Origin of the sequence: Bradyrhizobium sp. WSM2793, assembly GCF_000379585.1 — a bacterium.
Classification (GTDB): Bacteria; Pseudomonadota; Alphaproteobacteria; order Rhizobiales; family Xanthobacteraceae; genus Bradyrhizobium.
Genome location: NZ_KB902815.1, coordinates 17,824 through 39,228 on the forward strand (window position 1 = coordinate 17,824; position 21,405 = coordinate 39,228).

General features: G+C 58.3%; 15 protein-coding genes and 3 pseudogenes. 13 read left to right on the plus strand and 5 right to left on the minus strand.

All coding sequences use genetic code 11. The features are described 5' to 3' along the window. Positions 1–1,179: 1,179 nt before the first annotated feature. Complete coding sequence (locus tag A3AS_RS49555) at positions 1,180–1,869, plus strand: YopT-type cysteine protease domain-containing protein (RefSeq protein ID WP_256375118.1); 690 nt, start codon at positions 1,180–1,182, stop codon at positions 1,867–1,869. Between the two features lie 977 nt (positions 1,870–2,846). Further along, positions 2,847–4,051: pseudogene (locus tag A3AS_RS0136425) on the plus strand (IS110 family transposase). A 280-nt stretch (positions 4,052–4,331) separates the two neighbouring features. Here the strand turns inward: A3AS_RS0136425 and A3AS_RS0136430 are convergent. Both A3AS_RS0136430 and A3AS_RS0136435 read right to left on the minus strand, forming a co-directional pair. Further along, positions 4,332–4,478: pseudogene (locus A3AS_RS0136430) on the minus strand (transposase domain-containing protein); the annotation flags it as partial. Positions 4,479–4,657: 179 nt separating this feature from the next. Further along, positions 4,658–5,068: a transposase gene (locus A3AS_RS0136435; RefSeq protein WP_245283359.1), complete on the minus strand. Its 411-nt coding sequence runs from the start codon at positions 5,066–5,068 to the stop codon at positions 4,658–4,660. 251 nt (positions 5,069–5,319) lie between these two features. On the opposite strand from A3AS_RS0136435, the gene A3AS_RS47940 reads away from it, so the two are divergent. From A3AS_RS47940 to A3AS_RS0136475, 8 genes are all read left to right on the plus strand, one after another. After that, entirely contained in the window at positions 5,320–5,595 is a 276-nt protein-coding gene (locus tag A3AS_RS47940) for a hypothetical protein (RefSeq protein WP_157644484.1), read from the plus strand. A gap of 184 nt (positions 5,596–5,779) precedes the next feature. Further along, positions 5,780–7,369 carry a class I tRNA ligase family protein gene (locus A3AS_RS0136445; protein ID WP_157644485.1) on the plus strand — a complete coding sequence of 530 codons (1,590 nt, stop codon included), beginning with the start codon at positions 5,780–5,782 and terminating at the stop codon, positions 7,367–7,369. A gap of 4 nt (positions 7,370–7,373) precedes the next feature. Beyond that, entirely contained in the window at positions 7,374–8,621 is a 1,248-nt protein-coding gene (locus A3AS_RS0136450) for an MFS transporter (RefSeq protein ID WP_018322389.1), read from the plus strand. Further along, positions 8,615–9,982, plus strand: a complete 1,368-nt coding sequence (locus A3AS_RS0136455; protein ID WP_018322390.1) for a lysine N(6)-hydroxylase/L-ornithine N(5)-oxygenase family protein — start codon at positions 8,615–8,617, stop codon at positions 9,980–9,982. Before A3AS_RS0136450 ends, A3AS_RS0136455 begins: the two co-directional genes overlap by 7 nt. Next, entirely contained in the window at positions 9,979–10,320 is a 342-nt protein-coding gene (locus A3AS_RS0136460) for a cupin domain-containing protein (RefSeq protein ID WP_018322391.1), read from the plus strand. The genes A3AS_RS0136455 and A3AS_RS0136460 overlap by 4 nt, the downstream gene beginning before the upstream one ends. Further along, positions 10,317–11,396: an FAD-binding oxidoreductase gene (locus A3AS_RS0136465; RefSeq protein WP_018322392.1), complete on the plus strand. Its 1,080-nt coding sequence runs from the start codon at positions 10,317–10,319 to the stop codon at positions 11,394–11,396. Before A3AS_RS0136460 ends, A3AS_RS0136465 begins: the two co-directional genes overlap by 4 nt. A gap of 11 nt (positions 11,397–11,407) precedes the next feature. Continuing rightward, positions 11,408–12,559, plus strand: coding sequence for an alanine racemase (gene alr / locus A3AS_RS0136470; RefSeq protein WP_063707644.1), 1,152 nt, complete (start codon positions 11,408–11,410; stop codon positions 12,557–12,559). Between the two features lie 20 nt (positions 12,560–12,579). Then, entirely contained in the window at positions 12,580–13,290 is a 711-nt protein-coding gene (locus A3AS_RS0136475; RefSeq protein WP_245283360.1) for a hypothetical protein, read from the plus strand. A 509-nt stretch (positions 13,291–13,799) separates the two neighbouring features. Here the strand turns inward: A3AS_RS0136475 and A3AS_RS0136485 are convergent. The 3 genes from A3AS_RS0136485 to A3AS_RS44265 form a co-directional block, all read right to left on the minus strand. Further along, positions 13,800–15,350: an acyl-CoA dehydrogenase family protein gene (locus A3AS_RS0136485; protein WP_018322396.1), complete on the minus strand. Its 1,551-nt coding sequence runs from the start codon at positions 15,348–15,350 to the stop codon at positions 13,800–13,802. Between the two features lie 212 nt (positions 15,351–15,562). Next, the gene (locus tag A3AS_RS47945) at positions 15,563–15,907 is read right to left on the minus strand and encodes a hypothetical protein (protein ID WP_157644486.1); all 345 of its coding nucleotides are present in this window, start codon (positions 15,905–15,907) and stop codon (positions 15,563–15,565) included. Positions 15,908–16,127: 220 nt separating this feature from the next. Then, complete coding sequence (locus A3AS_RS44265) at positions 16,128–16,766, minus strand: omptin family outer membrane protease (protein WP_245283361.1); 639 nt, start codon at positions 16,764–16,766, stop codon at positions 16,128–16,130. Positions 16,767–17,085: 319 nt separating this feature from the next. Between A3AS_RS44265 and A3AS_RS48685 the strand changes: the two are divergent. The 3 genes and pseudogenes from A3AS_RS48685 to A3AS_RS0136520 all read left to right on the plus strand — a co-directional run. After that, a pseudogene (locus A3AS_RS48685) lies at positions 17,086–18,013 on the plus strand (type IV secretory system conjugative DNA transfer family protein); the annotation flags it as partial. 796 nt (positions 18,014–18,809) lie between these two features. Beyond that, complete coding sequence (locus tag A3AS_RS0136515) at positions 18,810–20,129, plus strand: pitrilysin family protein (RefSeq protein ID WP_018322397.1); 1,320 nt, start codon at positions 18,810–18,812, stop codon at positions 20,127–20,129. Next, positions 20,126–21,405: pitrilysin family protein (locus tag A3AS_RS0136520; RefSeq protein ID WP_018322398.1), on the plus strand; the 1,280-nt coding region annotated here is incomplete at its 3' end. The genes A3AS_RS0136515 and A3AS_RS0136520, both read left to right, overlap by 4 nt.

Consider the following 21,405-nt stretch of genomic DNA (forward strand, 5'->3'; position numbering starts at 1 on the left):
TTCTCATGTGGTTCGCTGAAGAGTGGCATAGGAACGCTGGGCCGAGGACCGAGCCGGTTGATGAGTTACGAGACAACGTCATCTACGTCGAGTTCAAGGCCATCCGAGAGGCAAAGGAGGGGGCGTGCGAGCTCAGATCATAGAGAAGCTGGAGGCCGGTCGCGTGCAATACGGCCAGTTCGCTACCGTTCCGGGATCAGGCCCTTGCGGTCTGTTCTTTGTGCAGGGGCCTTGCGGGTGTGAACTCAAGATAAGTGGACTAGTCCGTCCTGGCTGGGAGCATGTCGCTGTCTCGACGCCGCGGCGCTGTCCGAATTGGGACGAGATGTGCTTTGTCAAAGACCTGTTCTGGGATGAAGAGGAGTGCGTCATGCAACTGCATCCGCCACATTCGCAGTATGTGAATAACAGCCGATATTGCCTGCACCTGTGGAGACCCACTCATCGGGACATCCCAATGCCGCCGCCGAGCTTTGTAGGCATCGTTGGGCTAGGGCCATCAGAAGCGGCAATGTTGTTTGCGCGGATGAGCGCGACAGCATGATGAGCTCAGTTAACGATATCCGAGCGAAAGATGAGGCCGAGCGGATGCAGAAGCACCGGTTCGGCACCGCCGGAATGAGGCGTTACAAGCGGATATATGTCAGGACCGATCGCCTGTTGCAGTGTGCAGGGTGGGCTGAGCTGAATTCGCTGCTGTCAAGAAAGAGCCGCTGACAGTGCACTGATCCGGTTTCAAGTGATGTCTCGTATGTCCAGGCCCCGCCTCGGCCACAAGGCGGGGTCGCCGTCACCCTGACTGCATCCGGAATTGCGCAAGCTAGGCCTGCCGGTCGCTGTGCAAGAGCGGTTAGCTCGTCGAGCGGGGCTGGTGAGCAGAGACGGTCGAGTCACCAAATAGCCAGCTGGGGCAGTAGCTTCTCCAAGCTTATCTGGTTGTCAGCTCGTCGTCAGCTTGCCGCGAATATCATTCGCAGGCAGGGTGTAAGCAGCCCGCGCTCGCTCTGACGAAACGTACGCTGAAGAGGCAGGCGAACCATGTATAATCGAGTTAGTGGCCAATCCACGCGCCTTAATCAAACTGACGAACCGAGTCAGGTAGACAGTAGCGAATTTGCGCAAACACTGACGGATCTCGCTCAACGGGAGAGCCCGCCATCTGGGGAATTGTCCGACAAAATGGGGCTCTGCTGCAGCAAGCCACATACCTCCGATGCAAACATTTACAGTCCAAGCTCCTCGGACCCCAGCACATCCTCTCTGTCCTCCCGCTCAAATCCATCCTCTCCAGCGAGGCCTCTCCGTCCTCTGTTCGAATTCAGGACTGCTGAATTGCCCGAGGCCAATGTCAACGGAATCTGCGTCGGATTGGCAGCGGAGTGGCTCCTCAATCTCCCAAGCAGCCCTTCATCCCGGATGAGGGCGCTGCGCCCGGGTACTCAAAATCACAGCTCAGCGGCAGTGCGGCAGCAGCGGTATGAAGACCTCAAGACTCTGTTGCGAAGCGATAGTGCGGAAGGTTCTCACAACCTTCAGGCAAAAAGCACGATGTTACGCGAAGCCGGCCTAGAGCCGTCCGCCGAACAGACGCGATATAGGTTTGGTACATCTTCGCGCATTGACCAAATCGTGAACGAGGTCACCGACGATCCATCGATCTATTTGGTCGGCTTGCGTTTCGCCGGAGGTGGCGCCCACACAATCGCAACGTCGACATCGAATGGAATGACGACCCTCTTTGATCCTAACTATGGGGAATTTACTGTTCGGTCGGATCAGATGGGTGAGTTGTTCAAAAGTCTTGCCGACCGGTACAGCAACCTGAACGAACATGATATATCGACAGTCGTCACACAAAGGATGACGTGAGTGTTTCGGAGGTTCCAACGGACCTTGCCGATGCCCACGCGCGGATCCTTTCGCGATCGATACTGGAATAGCCGCATCGCCTCCGACAGTGCAACACCACGGCCGGGAACACGGATTTTGCCGCCCTGAACGTGCGCCCGACGTCATACCGGAGCTCGCCGCGGCCCGTCAGATGTTGGAGCGGTACGCTTCGACGGAAGCTAGAAAGTAGTGCAGCGAGGGGTCGAATGTTCAGAGATAGACGCTGGCCGCACTCAGGTTTGATGGGCTCGTGCCCTCGCGCGTCAAAGCGTGAATGGCCTGCGCTTGCACTCAAGTGGACCGACGGCCCGTTAGAGCTTGGTGAAAGCAGGCTAAGCTCCTCGTGTGGGTTTCGATGCCTCAAGCCCCTTGCGCTCAGGGCTAAGAGCGAGCACCAGGCATCCACCACAGCCGGCACAAGCTGTATTTCGTCTGCTTCGGAATGATCGCCGGCCTCTTCTCTACTGACGTCGCCAGCCAAACAGGTGCTGCGGCGGCGATCCCAGTCTCACACCTGAAGCAGCGCGGGCGCGACTCGGCGCTGGTCGGGCTGGGATGGATCAGACGCTGTCCCTGCCACGCCCGCACTACTGATTGAAGTTAGCAGAAACGTGACTCGGCGCCCAAAAGCCCCACGCATACACAGGGCAAGCGCTGTCCCTATCACGCGCCGCTAACTTCAACGGCGTTGTACGCGGATTAGCTTTCCGAAAGCTGACGAAACCCGACGCGATTCAGAAAACGAAAAGCGGCCAGTGTGGGTCGATGCCCTCTGTCTGGAACCCACCATCTGCCAGCGGATCGCCCGATGCTATTGACAGAGCTGAAGCCCCCGATCGCTACCGTGTCGATTACCGCCGCCGCTAGCTAGTACATCGGCCGTGCTCGGATCGAGCAAGTTGCCATTGGCGTGCCGGTAAAGACGGACCGCACATTCAGGTAGAATGTAAGGCCGTATGTCCGCCTCTTCCAGTGAGGTGGCTCGCCCTACACTGCGCGTCCGAGGGTTACTCGGGCGTACCGAGCCGATCCTCATCACAGGAGGACGAGCCGTGGCAGATTATAGGGAAGCATTTGTCGGAATCGACGTCGCGAAGCTGAAAAACGCCATCGCGATCGCGGAAACAGGCCGGGAAGGAGAGGTTCGTTTCTTCGGTGAGGTCGACGCGTCGGCCACCGCCATGCGCCGGGTTGTTGAACGGATCGCCAGCCGGTTTGGTGGTGTGCATTTCTGTTACGAGGCCGGTCCGACTGGCTATGGCCTTTATCGCCTGATCCGGTCGCTCGGCCATGAATGCACCGTGGTTGCGCCATCGCTGATCCCGAGGAAGCTGGGCGATCGCGTGAAGACAAACCGCCGGGACGCTATTTCTCTCGCCCGGCTGCTGCGCGCCGGCGAGTTAACGGCGGTGTGGGTTCCCGATGAAAGCCACGAAGCGATGCGAGATCTCGTCCGCGCCCGGGCGGCGGCGGTTGAGGCGCTGCGGGTCCAGCGCCAGCAGGTGAGCGCCTTCATGCTCAAGCATGGCCGCACCTATCCCCGCAAGAAGGGATGGACGATGCGCTATCTGCGTTGGCTTCAGGAACAGCAGTTCGATCATCCCGCGCATCAGATCGCGCTCCAAGAAATGCTCGAAGCAGTTCGCATCGCCAAGGAGCGGGTCGAACGTCTGGAGCGCACGATCGAAGAGTTCGTCTCGGCCTGGTCCTTGAGCCGCTCGTGCGGGCGCTTCAAACACTGCGAGGTGTCGATCTAATCGTCGCGGTGACATTTGCCACTGAGGTTGGTGACGTGAGCCGTTTTGAGACCTCACGTCAGCTCATGGGCTATCTTGGCCTAGTGCCGGGCGAGCGATCGAGCGGGGAGACGGTCAGGCGTGGCGGCATCACTAAGGCTGGCAACGGCCGCGTTTGCCACGTGTTGGTCGAGAGCGCCTGGACGTATCGGCACCCGCCGAAGATCGGAAAAACAAAGCTATACCGGCTCGAGCAGGCATCGCCAGCGGTGCGAGAGATCGCATGGAAGGCGCAGACCCGCTTGACTGCTCGCTACCGAAAGCTCGCTTCGCGCGGCAAGCGAACGACGGTGGTCTGCACTGCTATCGCCCGTGAACTGGTCGGCTTCATGTGGGCGGTCGCCAGGCAAGTGCAATCAGCCTGATCAGGCACTCTCATCATCGCGCATTGGCGGAAGCGGGACCACGGTAGAGGGAATGCCCGTCAGACGCTTTGTGGCCGGCAAGAGCACCGACGCCCGCAGTAAGATCGGAGCAGACCTCGGACGCACAATCGGGAATGCGGTAGCCAACCCGCGCATCAGAGCTTGATCACCGACGTCCTTCGGTTCCGCCTCCACCCATGCGCGATCATCAGCATCAACAGCCGATCAACGATCGGGCGAACCTCTGCGTTCTGAGCCAACGGACATCAGAGCGTCGTTCTCAGGCCACGGCTTTGAAAGCTTGAGCTCGGTAGGCCCAGGGCAGTAACTGGTCAGTGTCGCGGTTTGGATGCCCGTTGACGATCCTTGTCAGGACGTCGGTGAGATAGGCGAGCGGATCGACGTCGTCGATCTTGCAAGTCTCGAGACCAGGGTTGCGACGACGGCCTCCCGAGAGTGGATCTGCCCGCATGCTCTCGCGCACCAGGATCGCACGCCCTTCAATCCCCCGTGCGGAAGTCTACCGGCTTGGTCGCCACCATCACCCGGACCGCACCCGACGGACCGATCACCGGCTCGCCTTCAGTGCCTGGACGATCGACGCAATCATTTGTCGTATCCGCACCATGACCGGCCCGGATCGTGATCGATCTCGATGATCCCGGCATCGCAATGGCGAGCCCGGGAATCCGCCGTGGCCTTGCAGCGCGCTACTTTGCGCTCCCGGCCAAGAGCGCGCGCCGGCATCACGGCATCCACTACCGCCGGCACAAACTGTACTTCTTCCGCTTCGGAATGATCGCATGCTGCTTCTCTCAACTGACGTCGCCCGCCAAACAACTGCTGCGGCGACAATCCGTGCCGTCGGGCTACCGAACAGACCGAGTCGCCGCTCGCCACGATCTCCGCAACGATCCGCGCCTTGTCCTCGTCGCTCCACTTCCATCGACGGCTGGCTCCGGTGAAGATCTCAAGCCGCCGCACCGGCTCCGCGATAGCAGTATGCACTGTGTCCATTCTAAGCCTAACGATCCAAACCGAACCGAAGACTCGCAGATCGCCCCATCATCTGGAAGGTGGCTGCTGAACACCGCTTACGCCTAATCACCGATTACGCCAGCATCATCTGCAACCTAGAAAAGCCCCGGGTCGTCATCTTTGCTTTGGGATCGGCTGGGTGCTCATCCGAGGATCTCCGTCGTCCTCGCGATTGTGGTCGGGATACTGGTGAACTCTCATCGGGCTTTACTGAGCCGCCTGTTAGGTTCGTGACCAATGTCGGAAAGCTGACGATACGCAGGCTGGGACAAAGTGCAGAATCAGCAATTTCAGTTGGCGCGCCGCTTGCTTTGTTCTCTGCGTCATCACCGATCGCTTCCAAGGAAGCGGGTCGTTGGCCCGATAAACCAAAGGCGGGAAGATTAGCTATGCTGGAAGCCGAGATGCGGCGATACGTCAAGAAGCTGGCGAAAGAGGGTCGTCCGCTCGAAAACCTCCAACAGAGCGCGACAGGTTTTGCACGGATTGCGGGGGCCGATTTCTAAAGACGCAACCTAACGGCGTCCATAACCTAGTCAAGCCGCGTGCTCCTCTTGCTTTCCGGGCGAAATATCTGGGCATCTGTTTGGGTATTTCCAGGATGTGGTGGAAGTCATTTGTGCAGATATGAGTAAAAGCCCGACTATCCCGCCGATAAATGTAGCGACCACGCATCCTGCGGATGTGTATATGTCCCCCGTCAACTTGACAGCCAATGGCAGAGCACATTTGGGTCACGCTGCTGGACCATTTCTCAGAATGGACATCGTACAGAAACATCTGAAGAGAGCGGGGCATCATGTCCGCTCTGGACTGACGACCGACGGCTTCGAGAACCATGTCTTGGTCCGAGCGGTCCGTGAGAACATTGACCCCTCGGACCTGGCACATGGCTTCCACACTAGAATTGTTGAGGATCTCGCCTCCGTAGGTATCGTTTTCGATCATTTCGATGATCCGGCTTATGGCAGGAATCTGCAGCGCTTCTCCAATGTCAGCAACGCGCTCATGGATGCCTTGTTTGCAGCGGGCTCGCTCCATTTCCGCGCAGCACGCTTACCAGTGGACGACGCAGGTTCTGCTGCTATGCAACCAGAAGAGCGCTTCTGCATTGGAGGCTGGTTTGGTGCAACCTGTCCGGTGTGCGAGGCATCTGCGGGTAGCTTCTTCTGCGAACAGTGTGGATATCATTTCGAGCCCGAAGAAGCTCTGAATCCGGTATCGAGGCGAGGGCGGATCGTAGAATGGACGGACAACATTTCCGCCTTTCTTTCAATTTCGGGACACGACCGACTTCTCCAGGCGTGGGACGAGGCAGCCGTCGAATCCAGCTTTCTGGATATAGGGAAGCGGTATGTCGCACGCAAAGGACAGCAAATGCGATTGACAGTACCAGGCCTGCACGGGCTGGCTTGGGATTCGGGGCGTTTCGACAGCCAGCAGATATTGTTCAGCTACTCCTCGTTACTCTACGCTCATTCTCTCTATTGCGGGCATAAAGACACAGAGGACTCCGGCAAGCTCAATCCTTTTGCCCGTGATTCCGATACTTTCCTGATTGGCGCCACCGGCATCGATAACACAATTCCGATGCTTGTCGGAGTTACAGGATGCGCATTGGGGCAAAACTCGTTTCGTCCATTTGATCGAATTTTCTTTAATCATTTCCTTAGACTGAACGGATCGAAGTTCTCCACTAGTCGCAGTCACGTGATCTGGGCGGGTGAAATCACTCGAATTCCAAATATATCTATTGATGTTCTTAGAGTGTACCTGTCGGAAATCTGCCCGGAAGAAACCGAGACCGATTTGGTGTCAGAGCGGTTAGTCGATCGCTACAACGTAGTTTTCGATAGGATATCTGCAGCCATTGATCGCTGCACCGACTCCGTAAGCGCGATGCCGGCGCTCACCGGGTGTCACGTAGATGACGCGATGATGATCGCGCTGGATCGCCTCTACGAGGGGCAGTGCGCCGTCCTTTCGCTAGACCACCTGCGAGTGTCGCAAGCTTCGAGAGCGGTTATCGAATGGCTCGATTATCTTGATGACAAGCCGGACCATCAGACCGCTTACACATGGCTGATGGGGTTCAGTATACTGGCCTGGCCGCTGATGCCCAAAATAACAGAAGCCTTGTGGCACTGGCTAGGTCATAGCGGCCATCCCGTTGCAGCATGCGCTTCGACGCCTTCATCCCAACGGATCGGAACAGTACCAAAAATCCATGGGCGCAAGTTAGCGGTTGCAGATATTGATCGATGCCTTCCGGGAAAATAGTAGCATGACACCTGCAGCGAACATCGTTCCCGCCGAGAAATTGCCCAATCAAATCCCGTTGGAGATCTCAATCCCCTTTATGCTTGGCAGTATCAGCGTGGCCGCATCCTATGGCTCGAGCTTCTTTCTCGTGGATGCTCTGCGGTCCATTCGACAAAGCGCCACGACAGCCGGAGCCGTTATTTCGACCGGTACGATCGCCACAATACTGTGTTCGCTCGTAGCTGGCCGCATCGCGGACTCACTGGGCGTAATGCGAACCATCACCCTTGCCGCAGCGATGATGGCGATGGCGATGATATGTTTCGCATCAGCGCAAACTTTGACGCTTTTCGCTTACGTCGGCGGGCTTTTTCTTGGCATTGGATGGTCAGTCTTCTACATACTGGCGCCGCTTCAAGTCCTGGGTCACGTGCGAGCTGATGCTCGTATCAAGTATCTTACCTTGCTTTCGGGATCTCAAATGCTGGGCATCGGGCTTGCTGCCCCCCTCGCGCGCACCGTCGCGGAAAGTTCTGGTTCCTACATCGCGGTTTACGCTTTATTCGCGGCTGCATGTCTCGTTGGTGCGATGCTTTTGGAGTTCGCCGGTAGGGCCCTGGCGCAAGCTCCTCAGATCAAAATGCCAACTGTACGACTCACCCTTGAAGGCGTGCTAGGAGCCCTCAAATCGAACACGCGCTATCCGATAATCATGATAGGCCTCGGGGCATGCGCTTTCGCCGGTCTTTCCACGTTCCAGACGCTTTACGCGACATCGCGGTCGCAATCTGCCGACACGTTCTTTCTTGTATTCACGCTGACAGCCGTCTTCCTGCGGTTTGCGGTGGCCCCGATAATTGGAAAGTTTCGTCTTGAACGCGTAGCCGCGTTTCTTATCGTGTGCACCATCGCCGGGCTATTCATCCTATTCATGAATGCAGGTAGTGCGGCGATCTACATCCTCGGAACAGCGATGTTCTCACTGGGATACGGGCTGAGCTATTCGACTCTGAACGGTATGGTTGTTTTCATTGCAGGTACGGATGGGACATCATTTGCCGTTGCTTCTCAAGTCTTCACGCTCTCCTATTTCATTGGCCTGTTCGGATTTCCATACATCGCCGGGCAGGTCGTGAAAGCCAGCAGCTTCGATGAACTGCTAATCAGCATGATGATGCTGATCGTCGCGAATGGTGTCCTTCTCGCAACTCAAGTCGTCTCGACCGGCCGGAAGCATCGAGCGGCTGTTTGCAAGGATCAGGGATGCTGAAGCACGGCAACAGCGTTGACGTAATCGCGATCGGTGCAGGGCCGGCTAATCTGAGCTTGGCAGCCCTCGCAGCACCGATTCCGGAAATCTCTTTGCGAATCCTCGAAAGATCAGAAACGCTTAGATGGCATCCCGGTCTGCTTCTGGACGGTGCCGTTATGCAAACTAGCCCGCTAAAGGACTTGGTAACACCCGCGGATCCGACGAGCGCGTATAGCTTCCTGGCCTACCTGCATGATAAACGGCGGATCTACCAAGCCATCGTCCGAGGACTCGCGTGTGTTAGCCGTAGTGAATTTGACGATTATTTGCGATGGGCAGCGGAAAAGCTGGCCAACGTTCAGTTCGGCGAGCGTGTTATTGCAGTCGAACTGCGCGACGAATCCTTCGATGTCATAACTGGTCGCCGCAACTACCAAACCAGTACGGCGGTTCTGGGCGTGGGTCGGGTCCCGTCTATTCCTGATTGGGGCAGGAATGCACCGCCAAACGAGGTGTTTCACAGCAGTACCCTCCTCGTGCAGCGCCGTGAGCTTTCAAACAAGCGTGTTGTGGTCGTAGGTGGCGGCCAAAGCGGGGCTGAAATATTTCTTCGTCTCCTGAGGGGGGCATACGGTCCGCTGGAAGCCCTGACCTGGGTAACGCGCCGGGCAAACATATTCGCCCTCGAAGATACCCCCTTCGTCAATGAATGGTTCTTTCCGCAATATGGCGGCTGGTTCTTTGAGCAAAGCGAATCGACTCGGAAGCAAATTCTTGAGCGGCAGTCATTGGCGAGCGATGGCGTCAACTCCGCGACACTTCGCACGATCTACAGCGCACTTTACGATCGCGAGGTCCATCGCGGGTCCTACCCGGCTCACGTGGAAATACGCGTCGACACCACGGCGGACGAGTTGCGCAGCGCGTGCCCGTTTCGCCTGGGCTTACGTCAGCAGACGACAGGTATTTGCTCAGAACATGTCGCTGACATTATTGTCTTGGCCACCGGCTACCGCACTGAAATCCCTTCGTTTCTAGAGCCGATCGCAAGCCGACTGGCGGTTGTCAGCGCGCCCGGCGGCTCTCGTGAGATCGTGGTCGAGGACGACTTTTCGGCTCGTTTTGACGGTCCCGAAAGATGTCGTTTGTACATACAGAACGGCGCACGCTTTCAACACGGTATCGCTGATACGAACCTCAGCCTAGTCCCTTGGCGTGCTTCAACCGTCCTCAACTCGATCATCGGCCGCGTGGCTTACGATTGCGGGCCTGCAGCGGGCGTCGTCAACTGGACTAGCACGGGGGGCGAGAACTCCCGTGGAGCGGCGAGCGGTCGGCAGCGCAGCGATCCAGCAGGTATTATCGGGAGTAGATCATGAAGAATGCGCAGCTGATGACCTTAGGCGACACAACGGTCTATAGCCCTGGTGTACTAATACAGGACGTCAAAGGAATAGGTGATCCCAAGACCACTTGTCCGGTTGAACTCATCGAATTCCGGCTCGATCCGTTCGCGGTGTCGACGCCTCATTCCCATCCTTCCACCGAGATCTGGCGAATCACGAGCGGCCACGGTCAGGTGATGACCGATGATGGTGAGTTGGCCGTCAAGTCAGGGGATTTTGTGTTTCTGCGACCAGATCGAACCCATTATTTGGAAAATCGCGGCAGCGAAGTTCTGAGCGCCTTGTCCATCTCCTGGAAAGAAACCCGATGACCGACAGGATCTATGACTTAGCGGTCATTGGTGCCGGCGTCATGGGGCTCACTGCCGCCTTCATCGCAGCGAGCGATAGCCCGAAGAAGAGAATCGCCATCTTCGAACGGGATATCATTGGGGCAGGTGCCAGCGGGTTGGCCCCCGGAATCCAAATCAACATTTGTCGGAACGAGAAGGAAAGGAGCCTCATCAATCGTGGTTCGAAGTTCTGGCGAGAGGTCTATCCCAATTGGCCAAATGGCCGAGACTGTGATGTGTTTTGGTTGACGCGCGATCCCAACGAACTCGCGCGACGGAGCAGCGTGGGCGGTACCACCCCATCAACATCTTTCGCGTTGGCCGAGAGACTTTCCTCGCTGCCGCGGTTTTTTGTTCCGCCCGACGTGGCCGTGTCGCTGGATCGGGGGGCGTACTGCCCAGTCGATTCCATTCTTCAGGATCTGGCCCAAAGGCTCAAGACTGTCGGGATTTCGATTTATGAGGGCAGTTCAATTGAAAGGATATGGCAGGGACCAAGCGATATTCTTCTTCAGACCTCTCATGACAGCGAACTCTCGGCAAGGCGGGCCATCCTCGCAATTGGCCCCTGGTTACCAGAGTCACCATTGCGTCGGCATCTTACAGACGAACCGCGATTGCGAGTTAAAAAAGTCGTCGCGCTTCACCTGGCGGCGCGCCCCACCCCAAACTGTCCAATGATCGGCTTGTTCGACGACTATGCTTTCCTCATTCCCATGATTGAGCAAGGATATTGGTTGTTCAGTTTTACCTCGCAGGAATGGGATGTGAGGCCCGACATCAATGGGCTGCGCGTCAGCTCGGATGATCTGGCTCGTGCAACCGCAATACTGGCAAAATGGTTTTCCTCTGACGTTCCCGCGGTGGCGTCAGTGCGCGTATTTTGCGACTGCTATTCTGACGATGGTGTCCCGTTCTCCCGTCCAGCGAGAGATGTCGCCGGTCTGCATGTCATTGGTGGTGGTGCGGGTAACGGGTTTCGTTTTGGGCCCGCGTGTGCGGAAGAGGCAGTACGATCCCTGTATTCTCCGTATCGACATGTCGGCGCGACATGAGGGGAAGGCATATGCCGGATACGATTGGTATCGAAGCCAACCTCTCTCATAATTTTGCAGATACCGGTTACGGCGTTACCTCGAGATCGACCATGATTGTTGATCTCAGCGCCATTGAATCCAATTATCGGAGGTTTCAGGCGCTTGCGCCGTACAGCGCTTGCGGCTTAGTTGTCAAGGCAGACGCCTACGGTCTTGGCGCGGCGCGTATAGCGCCGTTTCTCGCTCGCATTGGCTGCAGGCATTTCTTCGTAGCCGATGTGGAGGAGGGTATCGCCGTGCGGGATGTGCTGCCATCATCTGCGAGGATCTACCTGCTTCACGGCGTTATGCCAGGTATGGAGCTGGCTGCCGAGCATCATGATTTATTGCCAATCCTGAATAGCCGCGAACAATTGGATGCATGGCTTCGGCATTGCCGACTTCGCAATCGGGCGTTGCCAGCGGGTATTCATGTCGACACGGGCTTGTCCCGACTAGGGTTTCCTATTGATGAGTTGCAGAAACTCGCCGGCGATGAAAACGGGCTGTCGGAGTTGCCTATAGCGCTGTTCATGAGTCAACTCGCCTGCGCGGAGTTGCGAAATGAGGTCAGTCTTCAGCAATTAGATCGGTTCCGCGAACTGACCCATTTGTTTCCGAAAGCTATTCTGTCACTGTCGAACTCGGCGGGACTATTCGCCGGAAGTGAATTTCATTTTGACCTCATAAGATCGGGTGGAGGGATTTTCGGCTTCTCGACCTCCGATGATCCCGACTTCAAGCCATCGCAAGTCGTCCGTCTGCGAACGCAAATCATTCAATGCCGAAAAGTGAAGCAGGGGGAAGCTATCGGATACCACAGGTCCTACACAGTGAAGAGGCGGATGCGTGTCGCTACAGCGTCCATTGGTTATGGAGACGGGTTTCCGCGTATTCTGGGCAATCGGGGGCACGTCTTCGTATGTGGTACCCGTGTGCCAATCGTCGGCTTAGTTTCGATGGATCTTATTACTATTGATGTAACGGATCTGCCCGAGAGTTGGACTCCGCCGGGTACCGTGGTCGACCTGATCTGCCCTGAGCAAACAGTTGGGGATGTGGCTTCAGCCGCGAAAATGCTGAGCGATGAACTGACCACCGCGATCGGACGGCGGTGCCGTAGGGTGTATGCTTCAGCCTAACGAGATGATATGAGGCGCCCGTGAACTCGCCCGCCCTCCACTCCCGGCAAGTCAATCGAGCGATCTATCTCGGCGACGAAGGGATACGTCTCATGCGTCCGAACTACTTCACCGCTCAGGTGCGTCAGTTCCATGACTGTGAGAGAGCCTTCTATCTCGATCTCTTGTGCTCGAACCGATACGATTTGATCATTGAGGTAGGTTGTAGTTGCTATCGCCTCATCGGCGTCAAAAAGGCTGACAATGACTACCTCGGGATCGACATAAACCCACCTCGTGCACGACGGCTAAAAGAGGGAAATGGAGCAGTTATCCGCTGTGAGGCTAACAAGTTCTTCAAAAGAACGCGGCTGATCGATGAGATAATGCGGCGATATGACGGAAGGGTACTTTGTATATTGCCGTTTAATTTTCTTGGTACGATGGATGCGCCAATGGAGTTTCTCGCACGGGTGTGCCAGGCGCCCTTTGATCTCGCTTTGTCGCTCTTTTCGACTAGCGAGACGGCAACCGTAGCTCGCCTGGAATACTACAATCTTTGCGGCATCAACGTTCAGGGTGTGGTGCGTACTGATGACTATATCCGCTTGGACTGCTCCAACGGTTTTCAGGCGTTCGCTTTCGATCCGCTCTTTCTGAAGAACCGCATATCGACCTTTGGCTTCCGCTTGAATGAAGCAGGGTATTATGACGTCTGTAACTTCCTCCATTTCAAAAAGAGCGGTCCTTAAGATTGTTCGCCTTGTAAGGCAAACTGAAGGGCTTGGGCTTTTGCGTGTGGGGCGGCACTGCGTCGTTGTTTAGGCCGACGTACGAACAAGGGTGGTACATGGCGTTATTCAGGCGTATTACGAGAAAGATCTGGAAAACGCGATCCCTATCGCAGGCGGCCGGGCGCAAAAGCACGGTGGCGTCAGTATCGAACATTTGAGACCCCGAAACGGTGGCTGGCCATCACGACAAGGGGCGGGACGTACTCAAGTTCATGGTGGCGGCCCACCGTTGTCGAGCCGCAGCGGCCGAGGAGGCGGTGCCGGCTGCTCCCTTGCTGCGGCCGCCGGCCGACGTGGACGCCGTCAGCGCCGGCGCGTTGCCCGGGAGCGAGCTCGGGATAAGGCCTCATAGCAGAGCCTGCCGGATTCAGAAGGCGGCAGTGCTCGGCGACGCCTCGGCTTTCCGCAGCTGCGTCGCCGCGCGCGGCACCACGACGTGGAAAGACGTCCGGACCGCGAGCTAGATGTCAGACGTACTGCACCAATTTGAGGTAATCGTCTGTGAGGACTGGTGAGCGAATCGAACAGGCCGCGTCTTGAAGGAAGGTGGTCAGAGTCTGACTGGCGCGATTGCGGCGTTCGAAAGATTGCCGTGCCGGCGCGCGAGTACGGAGAGTTGCTAATTCGGAACTAACGAGCTCAGCCGCTGCTCCGGCGCAATCTGAGGCAGAGAAGCAACCAGCAGACATGACAGCCTGTGCCAGTCCCAGTGTGGTGAGCCAACCCGCATAGATCAGCACGGCACCGTCTGTCTCATTGAGCGCAGAGAGTTCCTCAATTGCAGCAGCATGGACTGATGCCGCACCAACAGACCGAAAGAGATCGGCTATCTCGTCACGCGTGGCTTTAGAGAGGAGGCAGCGGCCGAGATGTGATAGGAGCGCCTCAGTCGGACCTTCGAAGATGCGGAGGATGCGAGCGTCTCGATAGATCTTGGCTAAAGGCGTTCCCTCATCGTAACCACGGCCACCTAACAGCTGGACACATTGATCAGCGACAAGGCCGCACCACTCCGAGGACAAAACCTTCGTTGCGGACGCAAGGTGGACGTTAGGCGCGCCCTGCGCTGAAACAAGTCGGCAGGATGCGGCCAGCATCGCCTTCACGACTTCCCGCCGCAGCACCATCTGCCCAAATAACTGCTCGATGTAGCTGTTCTCGATCATGCGCAGTTTACCGAGTCGACGATGGCTTGCATAAGAGGCAGCGACCTGGATAGCGCGCTCAAGCGCTCCAAGACCCATAGCAGCCACACCGATACGGCCGCGGTTCATACTAGATGCCGCCGCGCCCCAGCCGTCTTGATCGCGAGAGAGCACGTAAGCACGCGGCACCTCGACATCCTGGAACTCCAGACTATTCTGAATAATGCCACGTAGACCGAGTGTGCGATGCTCGTGCGTGACCTTTAGGCCTGGAGCCTGCCTGTCAACGAGTACACCAACGAGCCGGCCTTTCGCATCGGGACCAGACGCGCGCGCAAAGCAAACGATCCAGCGAGCCCAGTCAGCGAGGCCGATCCAGATCTTGCGGCCAGAGATACGAACTTTATCTTCGCGCATGAGAGCCGAAGCCTCTATATGCCTCGGGGCAGAGCCAGCTCCAGGCTCCGTCAAAGCGAAAGCGCAGAGATCGCCGCGCGTTGCACCCCAAATGATATTTTTTTGGTCGGGGACGTGCGGTGCCGCTTCGATGCAGGGCAAGGCCAGGAAGTTATGGATAACGAGCGTTGACGCAGCGGAGACATCGAAAGATGCAGTGGCGGAGATGAGGTTGATGGCCTCTTGCAAGGGAAGAGCTAATCCGCCGTGCTCTCCGGGTGTGGTGAGCCCGAACAGTCCATGCTTTGCCAATATGCTGTGTAGGGTCGGAGGGAATGCTCGGCGGTCATCCGCGTCGGCGAAATTCAGCTGACTGAGGTCAGCGATCAAACTGGAGTATAGTGCAGCTGCACGACCTTCAGCTGTGCGTTCCTGCGCCTCCCCGCATTGGGCGTAAACCTGAGTGTACATAGCCATAAGGCCCACAATGATCCCGGCCGCGGTTCGTGCCAATTCATCCCCGTGGCTAGCTCGGCTACACATTGGTATAGTGTGGATGCAAGCGCAGTAAAAGCAGGTTGTCTGGACCGGCATTTTATTGTGGCCGCCGCGCGGGCTCCCATCAAGATGCGTCTTGTCGATATGACCTATCGGAGGCGCACGCTCGTTTCAATGACCTCCCATTCTCCTCAAGACTCACTCAGGTTGTCGATTGGTGTTTCGTCCCAAAGAGAGCCGCCTGGGGAGAGATCCGCATGCACCGATCGCCAGCATAGCGAGGCGTTACATGACATAGATGGAAGCGAGGATGTCGTCGGCGGACTTGGTCCATTTGAATGGCCGGGGATCGGCGTTGTGATGTTCGATGAAGTGGCAAGAAATACCCCGACGGCCTGCGTTGCGATGAAGCGGCCGTTGATGGGCGGAACGGTATCGAGATCGAGCGCGAGGCTAAGCGGATCCTCTGGAAAGCACATCAAGGCAGGATCGACGTCGCGCGGTTGGTTCTTATCGACGAGACGTGGATCCTGCATCTGACTGCTCGGGACCTCCGCCGCGCGGCGGTCGACGATGGCCGTGCCAGCGAGGGAAGAGCTAGAGCTCCGGTCGCCCCGCCTCGCCGCGAAACAGCTCTGATGCACGATGCAGGACCGCAGCGGCACCGGCCAGTCGATTCCGGGGTGCTATTGCGCCCACGTCGATGCTCGCCAGAAGCTTCGGATGGCTCGAGAGGCAGTCTCGAGCTGGCCAAGATCAAGTCTTTGAGTCGAACTTGTATGAGGCCTGAAAGAATGTACCCCAGCGCTCCATACTGTACTTCGCAAATGAGGGCGAGTGCTCGATGCAGCCGTTACCGCAGTGCATGGACCCGGCGTCCCTTTTGGTCCACATGGCCCAATAGCGGCCACCAAAGCCAATGCTGATGTTGCTGGTGACGAAGTAGGACAGCACGCCTTCAAGCTGGACGCCGCCGCCACCATTGCCGCTTTGTTCCGTGAACGTAGTCTCGGGACGCAGGAGGTGATTGTCTCGCCCGATGAAATCAGTCCAGGGCAAGTAAGCGACATCAGCGCTCAAGCGCCAACGCTCGGTCAGCATGGTTTCGGCGCTCAGGCCGATTCGAGGCGCATTCCATTGCGTATCCTCGGTGCCAACGATCCTGTTGTCATCCGGCGCAAGACATCGATGCCGCGGATTAGCGAACTCAACGCAACCGGTCCTGTCCGAGCTCTGGACGTAATAGGTCCAGCCGATAAATCCACCTACTTTGTAGTTCGTACCGCGCAGGAATTCGTAACCAACGTCGGCCGTGTAATATGAGAACCTTCCGTTTGACTGACTTTCAAGGGTGTTTCTGGTAGGACCGCCCCTTGTGGGGGATCCAATCTTCATTGTTCATCTTCCCTTTGTTGAAACGCCCGGTACCAAGGTTGCTCTTCAGGAAAACTCCCCACGGGATGTCGACACGGCCGACCTGCGTTAGGTGATGATGCACCGAAGGAAGCAACCCGCGTGCCGAACTGAATTCGTATGTTTGCGGAATTTCGTCGATTTGTTGCGCCATCTTGCTGACTAATTGTCTCAAGTTCTACAATCGGAGCTTCCGACAGTCCCTTCATCGTCGAATAATTTGCAAGGTAGGCTCCAATGCGCGACGTCCATCTGTCGTGGAGTGGTCGCGCGGACGCGCCGCTCGCGCATTCTGCCCTCCGAACCGGAGCATATCTTGTGCTTCGCGCCGACCCGGAGCGGCAAAGGCGTCGGCCTCGTCATCCCGTCGCTGCTGACTTGACCAGGATCTGCGATCGCGAACGACATCAAGGGCGAGAACTGGCAGCTCACGGCCGGCTTCCGTGCCCGGCTCGGCCGCGTACTTCTTTTCGATCCGACCAATGCGAAGTCATCAGCCTACAACCCGTTGCTGGAGGTTAGGCACGGCGAGCGGGAGGTGCGCGATGTCCAGAACATTGCCGACATCCTCGTCGACCCCGAAGGCAGCCTCGAGAAGCGAAACCATTGGGAGATGACCCGTCACGCGCTCCTGGTTGGCGCGATTCTCCACGTCCTCTACGCCGAGGAGGACAAGACGCTCGCCGGCGTCGCAGCCTTCCTGTCCGATCCCAAGCGGCCGATCGAATCGATGCTTGCGGCGATTATGCGGACCGCGCATCTCGGCGAGGCCGGCATCCAACCGGTCGTTGCCTTCGCCGCGCGCGAGCTGCTGAACAAGTCCGGCAACGAGCGCTCTGGTGTCCTCAGCACCGCGATGTGTTCCTCGGCCTCTATCGAGATCCCGTGGTGGCCGAGGTGACGCGACGCTGCGACTGTCGGATTAGTGACATCGTCGGCGGAGACCGAGCGACACCTCGTCGTACCTCCATCGGACATTAACCGCACCAAGCGGCTGATCCGGCTGATCCTCAACCAGATCGGCCGCCGCCTGACCGAGCATCTCCAGGTCAAGGTCGGGCGGCGCCGGCTCCTCCCTGATGCTCGACGACTTCCTGGCGCTCGGCCGGCTCGATTTCTTTGAGTCGGCGCTCGCCTTCATGGCTGGTTACGGCAGCAAGAGTTTTCTGATCGCCCAGTCGCTGAACCAGATCAAGAAGGTCTACGGGCCAAACAACTCGATTCTCGACACTCTCATGTCCGGGACCCGGCGACGATCTCGGATTGTGAGGCAGGCATGGTCGCGAAGAAGAAAGCTCAGATGTCGGTCTATTTGTATCGACCACTTCAAGCCGACTCAGCGTACGGATCGTATGGCTGTCCATACGTACAGTTCTCGACCATCAGGCCAGCCCGCCGCAAAGCGTCTTCCCTCGGAGGCTTACTGACATATCGCATTTAAATCGTGTTCACCGCCACTCCGTGGCTGTTCGGCATAGCGCGGACATACGCGCAGCACCAACGAACCGAAATGATCGTCGCTCAAGACTGCAAGCGCTAGGCGGGTCCAACCCCGCTCCGAAAGCAAGAGATCTCTCGATAGCCAGACTTGTTGCAAAGCGCGCGCACCGTGTCCGAGGTGCGACGATGTGTGAAGATGCGAACAGGCTGCTTTGGGCGGCCAAGTTGTAATTCAAAGAGTTCCTTCTTGGCACGACTAATGCTTTGGGTTGGCCGGCGACGTCGCCGGACAGGATCATACCCTCGAGCAAGCGCGACCTGGCGATATCCAAAGCATGGAGCAGCAGATAGATGACATTGATCATGATCTCATTCCTCATCCAGAAGCAACTGCAATGGAGCTTGCAAAAGCTCGTGCCGCTCCAGCGGCGGACGAACCAGGCCGATAACAATGCCGCGACCAACCACGCGCCCCACCGTGCTTTCGTTCCAGTTCGAGTGCTGTCAAGGCTGCCGACATCTTCATCTCGATCGGTTGCGTGCCTTCTAGCGCTTGTCCTGACCTGCGCCTTCTCGACAGATGGCATGTCAGCCGAGACTCCTTCGAGCTCCGTGCCGCTCTCCAGCTTTACGCTTCACAATGGCCTGCAGGTGGTCGTGATCCCGGACCATCGCACACCAGTGGTGACGCAGATGATCTGGTACAAGGTAGGCTCCGCAGACGAGACGCCGGGCAAATCGGGGCTCGCACATTTCCTCGAGCACCTGATGTTCAAGGGCACCGAAAAACACCCGGTCGGCGAATTCTCCCAGACGGTGCATCGCACCGGCGGCAACGAGAACGCCTCGACCTCGGTCGACTACACCAACTATTACCAGCGCGTGCCGAAAGAGCAGCTGCCGACCATGATGGAGTTCGAGGCCGACCGCATGACCGGCCTCATCCTCAAGGACGAGAACGTGCTGCCCGAACGTGACGTCGTGCTCGAAGAACGCAACATGCGCGTTGCCAACAATCCGGACGCGCGGCTGAGGGAGCAAATTCAGGGGGCACTCTACCTCAATCACCCCTATGGACGGCCGATCGTCGGGTGGCGGCGAGAAATCGAAAAATTGGATCGCGAGGATGCGCTGGCTTTCTACCGCCGCTTCTATGCGCCGAACAACGCGATCCTGGTGATCGCCGGCGACGTCGACGCCGCTGAAATCCGCCCGCTGGTCGAGCGCAATTTCGGCTCCATCCCGGCGCAGCCCGCCATCCCGGCGCGGCGCATTCGTCCGCAGGAGCCGGAGCCGGCCGCACCGCGCACCGTCACGCTGGCCGACCCGCGGGTCGAGCAGCCGAACATGCGGCGCTATTATCTCGTGCCCTCGGCGACCGCGGCTGCGGCCGGCGAGAGCGCGGCCCTCGAGGTGCTCGCGCAGCTGATGGGCAGCGGCAGCAATTCCTATCTCTACCGCGCCCTCGTCGTCGACAAGCCGCTCGCGGTCTCGGCCAACGCCAGCTATTCGAGCATCTCGCTCGACCCGACCCAGTTCGCGATCTCGGCCGCACCGAAGCCCGGCGTCAGCTTCGCGGAGGTCGAGCAGGCGGTCGACGGCGTCATCGCCAATGTCGCGCAGAACCCGATCCGCGCCGAGGATCTGGAGCGGGTCAAGACTCAGCTCATTGCGGAAGCGATCTATGCCCAGGACAACCAGGCAGTGCTGGCGCGCTGGTATGGCGGCGCGCTGACCACAGGCCTGTCGATCGAGGACATCAGGAGCTGGCCCGATCGCATCCGCGCAGTCACTGCCGAGCAGGTTCGCGCCGTTGCGCAGAAATGGCTCGAGAAGAAGCGCTCGGTGACGGGCTATCTGATCAAGGACACCGCCACCGCCAAGCGCGAGGAGAAGCGTTCGTGACCTATCCCTTCCTCCGCGCGCGTCACTTCGCGCTGTCCTTCGTTACCGGCGCGGCCCTCGCACTGGCCGCGGTCTCGGCGTCGCATGCAGCCGCAAAGATCCAGCATCTGACCTCGCCGGGCGGCATCGAAGCCTGGTTCGTGCAGGACGCGACCGTGCCGCTGATCTCGATGGAATATTCCTTCGCCGGCGGCTCGGCCCAAGATCCCAAGGACAAATCGGGCGTCGCCAACCTCGTCGGCGACCTCCTCGACGAAGGCTCGGGCGATCTCGATTCCAAGAGCTTCCACGAGCGACTCGACCGTCGCGCCATCGAGCTCTCCTTCAGTGCTAGCAGCGATACCTTCCGCGGCAGCCTGCGTATGTTGCGCGACAACAAGGACGAGGCCTTCGATCTGCTGCGGATGGCTTTGACCTCGCCGCATTTCGACACCGCCGATGTCGAGCGCATCCGCTCGCAGGTCATCTCGGGGCTGCGCCGCGAGACCACCAATCCGACATCGCTGGCGAGCCGCAAGTTCCTCGAGGTCGCCTTCGGCGATCACCCCTACGGCCGGCAGACCAACGGCAACCTCGAAAGCGTGCCGACCATCACGGTCGCCGACTTGAAGGATTATGTCGGCCGCGTGCTCGCCAAGGATGGGCTGAAGATCGCGGTCGTCGGCGACGTCGATCCGGCGACCCTCGGCAAGCTGCTCGACCACACCTTCGGCAGCCTGCCCGCCAAGGCCAACCTCACGCCGGTCCCCGACGTCGAGGCCGCAAAACCGCCGCAACGCGCCTTCGTGACNCTCGACGTGCCGCAGACCGTGATCACCTTCGGCGGCCCNGGCGTGAAGCGNAGNGATCCCAACTTCATGGCGGCCTATGTCGTCAACCACATNCTCGGCGGCGGCGGATTGTCTTCCAGGCTCTATCGNGAGGTNCGCGAGAAGCGNGGCCTNGCCTATTCGGTCTATGAAGCGCTGCTCTGGATGGAGCATTCGGCGGTGTTCATCGGCAATACCGGCACGCGCGCCGACCGCGCCGGCGACACCATCGATGCCATTGAAAAGGAAGTGCGCCGGATCGCCGAGGAAGGCCCGACGCAGAAGGAGCTCGACGAGGCCAAGTCCTACCTCAAGGGCTCGCAGATGCTGGCGCTCGATACCTCNTCCAAGCTGGCCCAGGCGCTGCTGCAGTACCAGCAGGACAAGCTGCCGATCGACTATATCGAGAAGCGCAACGCCATCGTCGACGCCGTGACGCTGGACGACGCCAAAGCCGCCGCCAAGCG